The organism is Helicobacter sp. T3_23-1056 (assembly GCF_053654535.1).
In genome coordinates, this window is the sequence record NZ_JBSIUU010000041.1 from 1 (window position 1) to 10164 (window position 10164).

At 35.2% G+C, this 10164-nt stretch carries 7 protein-coding genes; all 7 read left to right on the top strand.

The features are described 5' to 3' along the window. The coding region (locus ACWIUO_RS12885) for an ADP-ribosyltransferase-containing protein (RefSeq protein ID WP_454178295.1) at positions 1-3389 on the top strand (3389 nt) is incomplete at its 5' end. 278 nt (positions 3390-3667) lie between these two features. Further along, positions 3668-5767: an ADP-ribosyltransferase-containing protein gene (locus ACWIUO_RS12890; RefSeq protein ID WP_454178296.1), complete on the top strand. Its 2100-nt coding sequence runs from the start codon at positions 3668-3670 to the stop codon at positions 5765-5767. Between the two features lie 281 nt (positions 5768-6048). Continuing rightward, on the top strand, positions 6049-6795 hold the full coding sequence (locus ACWIUO_RS12895; RefSeq protein WP_454178297.1) for a hypothetical protein: 747 nt from the start codon (positions 6049-6051) through the stop codon (positions 6793-6795). Beyond that, positions 6795-7460 carry a hypothetical protein gene (locus tag ACWIUO_RS12900; RefSeq protein ID WP_454178298.1) on the top strand — a complete coding sequence of 222 codons (666 nt, stop codon included), beginning with the start codon at positions 6795-6797 and terminating at the stop codon, positions 7458-7460. Before ACWIUO_RS12895 ends, ACWIUO_RS12900 begins: the two co-directional genes overlap by 1 nt. Positions 7461-7807: 347 nt before the next feature. After that, complete coding sequence (locus ACWIUO_RS12905) at positions 7808-8041, top strand: hypothetical protein (protein ID WP_454178299.1); 234 nt, start codon at positions 7808-7810, stop codon at positions 8039-8041. Next, positions 7959-8837 carry a PBECR3 domain-containing polyvalent protein gene (locus ACWIUO_RS12910; RefSeq protein ID WP_454178300.1) on the top strand — a complete coding sequence of 293 codons (879 nt, stop codon included), beginning with the start codon at positions 7959-7961 and terminating at the stop codon, positions 8835-8837. The genes ACWIUO_RS12905 and ACWIUO_RS12910 overlap by 83 nt, the downstream gene beginning before the upstream one ends. Before the next feature lie 503 nt (positions 8838-9340). Next, the gene (locus tag ACWIUO_RS12915) at positions 9341-9988 is read left to right on the top strand and encodes a putative barnase/colicin E5 family endoribonuclease (protein ID WP_454178301.1); all 648 of its coding nucleotides are present in this window, start codon (positions 9341-9343) and stop codon (positions 9986-9988) included. Positions 9989-10164 lie beyond the last annotated feature (176 nt).

Below are 10164 nucleotides of genomic sequence, written 5' to 3' on the forward strand. Positions count from 1 at the left end.
AGGGAGGGTATCAAAGCACGCCTGCGCAAAGCACAAACAATCAAAATCTAAGCAAAGACATTGACACCACAGCGCAAAACACGCCACCACAAAATCAAAACCCAAAAGATGAGCCTAGTCTTTTCTCTAGCGAGCCAAGCCCGACAAACACACAGACAATGCCAAAAGAGAATCTAGCCACACTACAAACACCTAACGATAATATTTTAAGAGAAATGCAAAGAATACAACGCATTACTTTGATGAAAGATTTGCCCGAGCCCACACCAGCACAGAAAAAAAAGATAAAAACATTAAAAACTTTGATGGCAAAAAAACAACAAGAATTAGAAAAAACTGAAGCAACATTAAATGGAATATCTTTGCCACCAAATCAAAGTAACAACTCAAGACGACAAAGAATAAGAAACCTTGCAGAAAAATCAAGAAACTTAAAAAATGATATTCAAAATATCCGCACAACTTTAGCACAAACGGATGATACAATACCAAGACGCGAGAGATATTTTGCTGACAAAGGCAACGCGTGGAACGCATCTATAAAAAACGCTTTTTATGACTTAAAAGACAAAACTTTGAGTGATTATGATTTAGCCAAAAGAAATTTAAAAGACTATCAAACAATTATACAAACAAGAGAATGGAGCGAGTTTTATTACGACATAAAACCTAGTGTAGATTTTGGCTACAACTATGCGGAATTTTACAAAGACGGAAAAGGGGCTATCCAAAAACTGCTAGCCGAAGCAAGCGTGGCAAAAGAAGCGGGGGAGGATTTTAGCGGACAAGTCGCAGGGGCATTTGAAAAACAAATCGATGGCAAGCTAAGTGATATTGATTTAGTCTGGGGCAATGAAAAAATGGGGTTGCAAAAAATCCTAGATAAACATTTGGCAGATTTTAGCGACTTTGCAGGGGCAAATCCACAAGAAAAGCTAGCAAATGGAATGCAAGAAATAATCACGCAGGGCGAAGTAAGCAAGACACACAATGGCTACAACATAACGCATAATGATTTTATTATAGGAATAAATAATGGCTGGAATGAGAATGGAATAAAAAAAGGGGATAACAAATGGATTGTAACTGCATTTGATAATAGCAAGGAAATTAGCGAGAAAGCAACCGCCGCTAATTTTACAGAGGGAGCGGCTCAACCCAACAACCCTGCTAATGAAATTATACCAAAAATCGCGCAAAAATTTGACAAAGACGAAGCGTGGGCAAAAAATATTTTTGAATGGCACAAAGATAGCCACGAGCTAACCAAAAACGCCGATGGCACACCCAAAATCTTTTATCACGGAAGCAGGGCAGATGACATTACGATTTTTAATAAAGCAAAAGATGAGACGGGCTTAGGATTTTGGTTTAGTGCGGACAAAGATTTTGCAGAAAATTACGCCCAAACTTTAGGTAAAAATTACGAAGTATTTTTACATATAAAAAACCCGCTAGATTTATCGCCGCAAAGCAATCTAAAAGAGGCGGATTTTGAAGTGCTTTTTGGCAAAGATTTTGTAGAGGAAATGAAAAAATCGTGGCAAGTTGATAATTTGTTTAGCAACGCAGATAAATTTTACAAAATCCTAATATCTCATTCTTATACGCAAGAAGCAAAAGATTTTATCGGCAAAATCCAAAAAGCAGGCTATGATGGGATATATTCTGTAAAAAATACTACAAACGCAAGAATACCCATAGCAGTCGCCTTTGATAGCAATCAAATCAAAGCCGTTGCAAATAAAGGCACATTTGATTCTAGCAATCCAAACATCTACCACGCAAACGCGACTTTAGGGGGAGGCGTGCTAGGTGGAAGCATAGCAGGGCTAGAGTATGATGAAAACGGCGACATAAAAGGCTTTAGCCCTGAAAAGTTTTTAGCAGGATTTATCGCAGGGGGTATCACTAGCAAAGCCACACAAATGGCATTAAAATCCCCAAAACTACGACAAAAGGCATTAGACTTCGCAAAAAGAAGCGGGGATTTTATATCCCAAGAGCTAAAAAACTCCAATTTGCCCGCATACACAAGAGACACGCTAGAGTCATTATTTTCTAAAAGTTTGATGCGTGCGATGGATACAAGGGCTTTTATTTTTGCAGGCGAAAATGCCATAGGCACAAACAAAGCAAAACTAGCAAAAGCAAAATCTATGCTAAAAGCGGGCAAAAGTGATGATGAAATTTGGCTAAAAACAGGCTGGTATTACGACAAAGACAGCAAATGGAAATTTGAGATAAACTCTGCTGGTGGCAACTTAAAAAAAGATTTTTTAGAATTGCAACAACAAGGAAAAGGATATTTTTATTTAAAAGATTTTTTGCAAGATGATGAACTATTTAAGGCTTACCCCGATTTGCAAAATATTTGTGTAAGCACACACAGCGAACTAAATACACAATGGCTTGGTTATTTTAAAAAACAGCATAAAGACTCCTTTTTGAATGATAATATAGGATTAAATTTATCGCAGTTTGATGACGAAAAAGATTTAATACCAACACTTTACCACGAAATCCAGCACGCCGTGCAAGATATAGAAAATTTCGCAAAAGGTGGAAACCCTAATATTGCTTTAGATTTAGCAAGCAAAAAACAGCTAGAAAGTTTTTTAGAAATAGAGGAAAGAAGTGGCATAAGTTCGCAATACCAAGCCTATGAAGCACTTCACGGCGAAACAGAGGCAAGATATGTGTCCAACAGGATAAGACGACATAATTATTTAAAAACACACCCAAATGATAAAATCGTTTTTGATAGTTTGCAATCAACACCAAAGACAAAAGATGACACAATTTTGTATTTTGGCAATGAGAATAATTTAGCACTAAGCAACGCGGATAATAAAATAGATTTGGATACAATAATGAACAAAAATAACCAGCAAGGTAAAATAATGCAACATCAGCATATAAAAATGAACACAAAAACAAAGGATTATCTAAGTGATTTACCATTAAGCACTCAAGATGATTTTAATGTTTTTGTAGATAATGTATTAAGCAAAAACTATGCAAAAGCACCAAATATACAAAGAATCGCTACAATAAATGCCGAATTAAAAAAGGCGTTAAACTTGTATGGCGACAGGGTTTTTATGTTAAAAAGCGCATTAGCACATTTGCGACCAGAGAGAAAATCAAAATATAGGCAAGCATTAGACATTAACGAAATAAAAGAACTGCCAAAAGTCATAAACAACGCTAAAATAGCATACAAAGATAAAACAGGATTTTTTATTACTTTCGCAGACAAGAATAATGAACAAATGATGAATTTTGTGCATTTCAAAGCAGATAACAATGGAAACTTTATTGTTACCGCAAAAAAAGCTGATAAAAGAATATTAAAGAATAAGAAACCGATAGAAGGAGGGAGTTGAACCCACAATATCACAAGCTACATAAGCCCAGCTCTCTACCACATTGAGAGCATCAACTATCGGTTTATGTTAAAAATATAGCACTTTTTACCCAAAAAGTCAAATTTAAAATCTAAAATCAACTCCCCAAAATCTCACACAAAAAAAACCTACCCAAACACGCCCAAAACGCGCTAGAAATCGCTTTAGGCAAACGCCTTGCAAACGCGCTGGATTCTCGGGCGTGGATAAATGAACCAAAAGAGGCGATAAAGTCGCTAGAAAATAGCGCGCAAGACTTGCTAGAAAAAGAGCAACAAGCAATTTATGGCGTGGTGTATAAAGGCGAGCATAAAGCAACGATTTATAAAGATTTACAAAAGATTGATGAAGCGATATTGCTACAAAAAGGCGACAAGAAAAAGGGAGGGGCACATATAAAACTAGAACACACGCAAGATACAGCGCAAGTGGGCTATGTAACGCCTGATGAAGTTAAAAATATAGGACAAAATGCACGAAAATATATAAAAGAATTTGGTAATCCATACAACGATGGCACAGGCAAAATTTATGAATGGCAAGATGAAAAAGGGGTAAATTTTAGGTTGGTAGTGAGAGAGATTAGCGGTGGCAACGAATCCCTGCCCTCCGCTAACGAGGATATTATAACATTTTATAGCAATAGAAATTTACCAAAAGACAAAAATTTTCAATTTAAAAATCCAAAAGTTAGTGAAAAATACAAAAATACATTAGACTTTTTGCCAAGATTGCAAAAAATAAAAACATACAGCAATTTTGATGGTAGATTGCTTGATATGTTAGAAAGTAAATTTTCAGATTTTCATTTGCCACAAAGCGCACGGGATAGAATCTATAACACCTACATAAAAAAAGATTCTAGCCTAAAGGGAAATGATTTTAGAATCGATGGCGATGATATTTTTGTAAGTGCAAAAATATCGCCAGAGGCTATGAATGAGGCTATAAAAGAGCTTTTAAACACGCCAACAATAAAAAAAGATGGCGTTTTTTATGCAACAAAAAGAAAATACAAGAATTTTGGCGATACAAAAATAGTCAATTTACTTGATTTTATGAAAGATTCTCATAGCTTAACAAAAGATGAAAATGGAGTGCCAAGAGAATTTTATCACGGCGCAAGAGTCGCAAAGGGAGATGATATTGAGATTTTTGATACGCATTTTGCGCGAGGACATTATGAACACAATGCTGCAAATTTGCCTTTTGGATTTTATTTTTCTACTGATAAAAAAGTGGCAAAAGGCTACACGCACAATGATAACGAAGTGATAAAAAAGGTTTTTTTAAAGATTAAAAAACCTTTTGTAGTAGATTTTGGAGGCAAAAGCTACAATGCTGGAATCGATGATGCTGTAAGCGAAATAGTGCAAGGATTTGACAGAAAAAAACACGATGGAATAATTTATAAAAATATCATTGATGACAATGCGCAAGATGAAACATATACAAAAATTGCAGATACATTTATTGTCTTTGATAGCAATCAAATCAAAGCCGTTGCAAATAAAGGCACATTTGATTCTAGCAACCCAAACATTTACCACGCAAACGCGACTTTAGGGGGAGGCGTGCTAGGTGGAAGCATAGCAGGGCTAGAGTATGACGAAAACGGCAACGCAACAGGCTTTAGCCCGCAGAATTTCGCGCTAGGATTTGCAAGCGGCGCGCTAGCAAGCAAAGGACTACAAACTAGCATAAAAAGGCTAGAAAAATTTGCCAATAAAAACCCAAAAGCAAAAGCCTTGCTAGAGAGAATCAAAACCAAGCACGCTAAGAATCAAGGCAATTTAGCTACAATACCAAATCAAAATCCACAAATTGATAAAATCAAGCCACAAAAACCACAAGGACAAAATCAAATGAAGCTAGATAAATTTTTAGATTCTAAGGGCAAAATGAGTGAGGAATCATTGCGACCCTACGCTATGCCTATGCCAAAACAAAATTTTAGCAACACAAAAGAATTTAAAGCCCTTTTTAGTGATACACAGGGCAATTTTGGTTTTATCAAAACACCTTATAAAGAAGTAAAGGTTAATATGTCTTATGCGTATAGGCATTTTTATGATAACACTTACAAAACAAACCGAGACAATATAAAATCCGCTTTCTTTGACACTTTTAGAGACCCGCTTTTTATTGCTAAAAACGATTCAAAAGGACGAGATAGCGTCTATTTTTTTAAACCTTTTTTAGACAAAAACGAAAATGTTATGAGCTTATTTGGTATAGGAATTGACAAAAATGGCAAAGTGGATTTTAAGACTTTTTACCTTGACAACAGCGGAGCAAGAATAAGAGAAATGCAGAAATTAGCAGATGAAAATATACTTTATGTTAAAAATGAATAATCCCTCTATACCCTTGTAACCACTACACCAAAGGCACATTAAGAGAACTAATCAGTATAAGTGGAGTAACATAAAAATTAGTCTCTTGGGAGGGATTAAACGCATTATAAAACTTTTTACCCAAAAAGTCAAATTTAAAACCTAAAAACAACCCCCAAAAATCCACACAAAAAAACCACCCAAAATCCCCAAAATCAACTCCCCCAAAATCTAGCCACTTTATTTTACCTCCGCTTTTTGCCTAAAATCCCTTACTTTGATTTTGAGTAAGGAGCAAAATAATGCAAACAATGAAAATCTATTGCCTATTTGAACAAAGCGGGACTTTTAAGGGCGTATGCCAAGATTTAGGCTATGAAGCCTATGATATTGATATAAAAAATGATTTTGGCAAGACGGATTTTAAGATTGATTTATTTGCAGAGATTGCAAATGAAATTAACATTATGCAAGCCAAAAAACGCAATGATAAGATTTTATATTGCAACACTATCTTTGATAAAATCACGCCCGATGATTTGATTTTTGCCTTTTTCCCTTGCACGCGCTTTGTAGAAAAAAATAGCGTTAATGCCAAATGCCAACATAGTGGTATGAAAAACTACACGCCACTACAAAGGCTAGAATACACAAAGAAAATTAGTAATGAAATAGCACATTATTACAGCACGCTTTGCAATTTGATAACGATTTGTTATACGCGCGGATTAAAGATGATTTTAGAAAATCCTTACAATGTAGGCGGTAGCAATTATTTGCAAACTTATTTTCCTTTTGAACCGCAAGTGATTATAAAAGACAGGACACAAATGGGGGATAATTACAAAAAGCCCACTGCGTTTTGGTTTTTTAACTGCGAGCCAAAGCAAATGGATACTCTTTTGCCTTGCTACAATATTAAGAATAAGGTTATGAGAAATGATAATGCCAGCTTAAAACGACATAATCAAAAAAGACTTAGCCAAGTTGAGAAGTCTTTAATCGCGCCCGAATTTGCTAAGAATTTTATAAAGGCGTATGTTTTTTAATGGATAGCGCATTTGATTTTACCAACCCAAACATTTACCACGCAAACGCGACTTTAGGGGGAGGGGTGCTAGGGGGAAGCATAGCAGGGCTAGAGTATGATGAAAATGGCAACATAAAAGGCTTTAGCCCGCAGAATTTCGCGCTAGGTTTTGCAAGCGGTGCGCTAGCAAGCAAAGGACTACAAACTAGCATAAAAAGGCTAGAAAAATTTGCTAAGACAAGCCCGCGCGCTAAAGAACTTTTAGAAAAAATACACATAAAAAACGATATAATCCCAATCAAAAACAAGGAAAAAACTTTGTTAAATAAAGATTTTAGAATTTTTAAAACTTTGAAAAAATATAAAGTTGATAATTTAAAAATGCTCAATCAAAATGAGTATAGCAATTTTATAGATACAATTTTGACGCATAAAGACTTCAAAAATGCACCTAATATCGTAAAAATTGCCACACTAGACGATGGCTTACAAAAAGCATTAGGCTTTAATAATGGCGAGGTATTTTTAATGAAAAATAACTTAAGTCATTTTCGACCTGAAAGAAAAAGAAGTTTTAATCAAAATTTAAGTATTGATACTATAAAAGCATTCCCGCAAATCATTAAGACCGCACAAGAAGCATACATAGACAGAATAAATAAAAAATTTTTTTATAACACATAAATTAGATGACGAGAATTTGGCTTTTTTACATTTTAACATTGATGAAATGGGAAATTTTATCGTTATAGCCAAGCAAGCAAGTAAAAATGATTTACATAAAAAGCAGTATAAAAAGATAGATATAAAATCCGCTATGGATAGGAATCGAACCTAACATACCGCGATTTTTATCGCGCCTCTTCCAACTGAGAGCATCTCACAGCAGATTTAATACAAATTCTAGCAAAAATTATGTTTATTTGTCAAATTTAAAAACCCAAAACCAAACCCCCAAAAATCTAGCCACTTTATTTTACCTCCGCTTTTTGCCTAAAATCTACACTCAAAAATCTAAAAAAGGATTTTAGATGAGTAAAAAAGAGTTTAGAGATGAGCTAGATAGAATATTTAAAGAAGCTATCAAAAGCGATGAAGTGCCAAGCGGTGTAGAGCCAAAAAATGAAAGAAAAATATTTAGCGAAGCCAAAGCATTAGAGGATTTTGGCTACACGCAGATTTATGACAAACAAACAAATAGCTTTTTGTTTATTGACACAAATCGTAAAAAGCTATGCGCGATTTTGTGCGAAAAAGATATTTGATTCTAGCAATCCAAACATTTATCACACAAATGCGACTTTAGGGGGAGGCGTGCTAGGGGGAAGCATAGCAGGGCTAGAGTATGATGAAAATGGCAACGCAACAGGCTTTAGCCCGCAGAATTTCGCGCTAGGTTTTGCAAGCGGTGCGCTAGCAAGCAAAGGACTACAAACTAGCGCAAAAAGGCTAGAAAAACTTGCTAAGACAAACCCGCGAGCTAAAGAACTTTTAGAAAAAATACACATAAAAAACGATATAATCCCATCTTTATCAAAAGGGGAACAAGTGAGCGAAAAAGAACTTATCAAAGCATTAGAATCTAGCCCACAAAAAGGGCAAGAAATGCTCATCATAGGCAAACACAACATAAGCGAGGGGATTTTAGAATGGGCAAAAAACAATAATAAAAAAATAGCCATAGATATTTTGCCTGAAGCGCGAGCAAAAGAGCTGGGGTTTAAATATCCAAAAGTCAAACGCACAATTTCAGCAAGTGAGATAAATCACACGCTAAGACGACACGGAAAAAATAGTCATTTTGTCAAAAAGGGTATGCAAGAGCCTGTAACGCTTGAAAAAATAAAAAATTTTACAGAATATGCGGACAATGCAGATTATCACACAATAGAAAAAGATAATCTAGGCATAGATGTATTGTTAAGCGGGAAACAAATAAATGGATACTATGTAATAATTGAAAGTGTTAGAAAAGGTGCTAATGAGTTAGCTTTTAAAACAATGTATTTTGAAAAAGGGGATATTTTGAAACACAAAAATTTTAAGCAGTTTAAAAAATGACTTTGGGGCAACTAACGGCAAAAAAACCGCTACAAGTCATCGGGTTATTAGCCCGTCCTTGAATTAGATAGTATCCTACCCAAAGTCAAGTGCATTATAAAACTTTTTACCCAAAAAGTCAAATTTAAAATCTAAAACCAACCCCCAAAATCCACACACAAAAACCAACTCCCCAAAAATCTAGCCACTTTATTTTACCTCCGCTTTTTGCCTAAAATCCCTTACTTTGATTTTAAGTAAGGAGCAACAATGAGAAAAGAACAAAAACTCACAGAATTTGAATCACAACTAATAAATGTGATTCATTCGTTTTTGACGATAAACAAAAAAGAGTTAGGCTTAGAAAACGAGGATAAAGAAAATTGACTTAGCAAAATTGTCTAAGGAATTATCCACAACGATTTATTATTTTTTGAAATGCAAAAATCTAAAAGTCTAGCAAAGGCACATTTGATTCTAGCAATCCAAATATCTACCACGCAAACGCGACTTTAGGGGGAGGCGTGCTAGGCGGAAGCATAGCAGGGCTAGAGTATGATGAAAATGGCAACGCAACAGGCTTTAGCCCGCAGAATTTCGCGCTAGGATTTGCAAGCGGTGCGCTAGGCAGTAAGTCATTGCAATTTTTAGCCAAAAAAGCGCAAACAAACCCAAAAGCAAAAGCCTTGCTAGAGAGAATCAAAACCAAGCACGCTAAGAATCAAAGCAATTTAGCTACAATGTCAAATCAAAAACTTGCTAAAGGCAAAAATATGGAAAATCAAAAACTAGCACAGGCATTTGGCACTAATTATGAGGATTTTAGAGGGCAAGGCATAAAAGCCTTTAACCATTTATCACAAGTCAAAAATGGTTTTGTCGCTGGTGCTTTTTATAGGCAAGATATTGGCGATATTGATTTGGTATGGGGCAAAGTATGGCAAAGTGAAAATGGTAATATACAGGGGTATGGACTATCAAAAATTAAGAAAAAACACCCTGAAATAACCGCAGAAATATTAAACAATATTATCACAAACGGCGAAGTAAAAATGAGAAAAAACGAAGCCACGCAGATATTTTACAAGGGGCATAAAGTGTTATTGAAGCAAAATTGGAATGGCGAAAGTCTAAAAAATAAATGGATAGTAACGGCGTATGCGAAAGAATAAGAGAAAGCCCTAAGTATATCATCTAGGGCTTTAACTAAAAGGGATTATCTCCTTTTAAACTCTTAAACAAGCATTATGCCAAAAAAGTTTTTTAAAGTCAAACAAAACAAAAGGACAAAAAATGGACAAAATCAACGAATTACAAGACAAAATCCAAAATTTACAAACCCAAATCC

Coding starts and splice junctions, on each gene's coding strand:
- ACWIUO_RS12895 (WP_454178297.1), top strand. CDS start 6,049: ATGCAAACAATGAAAATCTATTGCCTATTTGAACAAAGCGGGACTTTT.
- ACWIUO_RS12900 (WP_454178298.1), top strand. CDS start 6,795: ATGGATAGCGCATTTGATTTTACCAACCCAAACATTTACCACGCAAAC.
- ACWIUO_RS12905 (WP_454178299.1), top strand. CDS start 7,808: ATGAGTAAAAAAGAGTTTAGAGATGAGCTAGATAGAATATTTAAAGAA.
- ACWIUO_RS12910 (WP_454178300.1), top strand. CDS start 7,959: ATGACAAACAAACAAATAGCTTTTTGTTTATTGACACAAATCGTAAAA.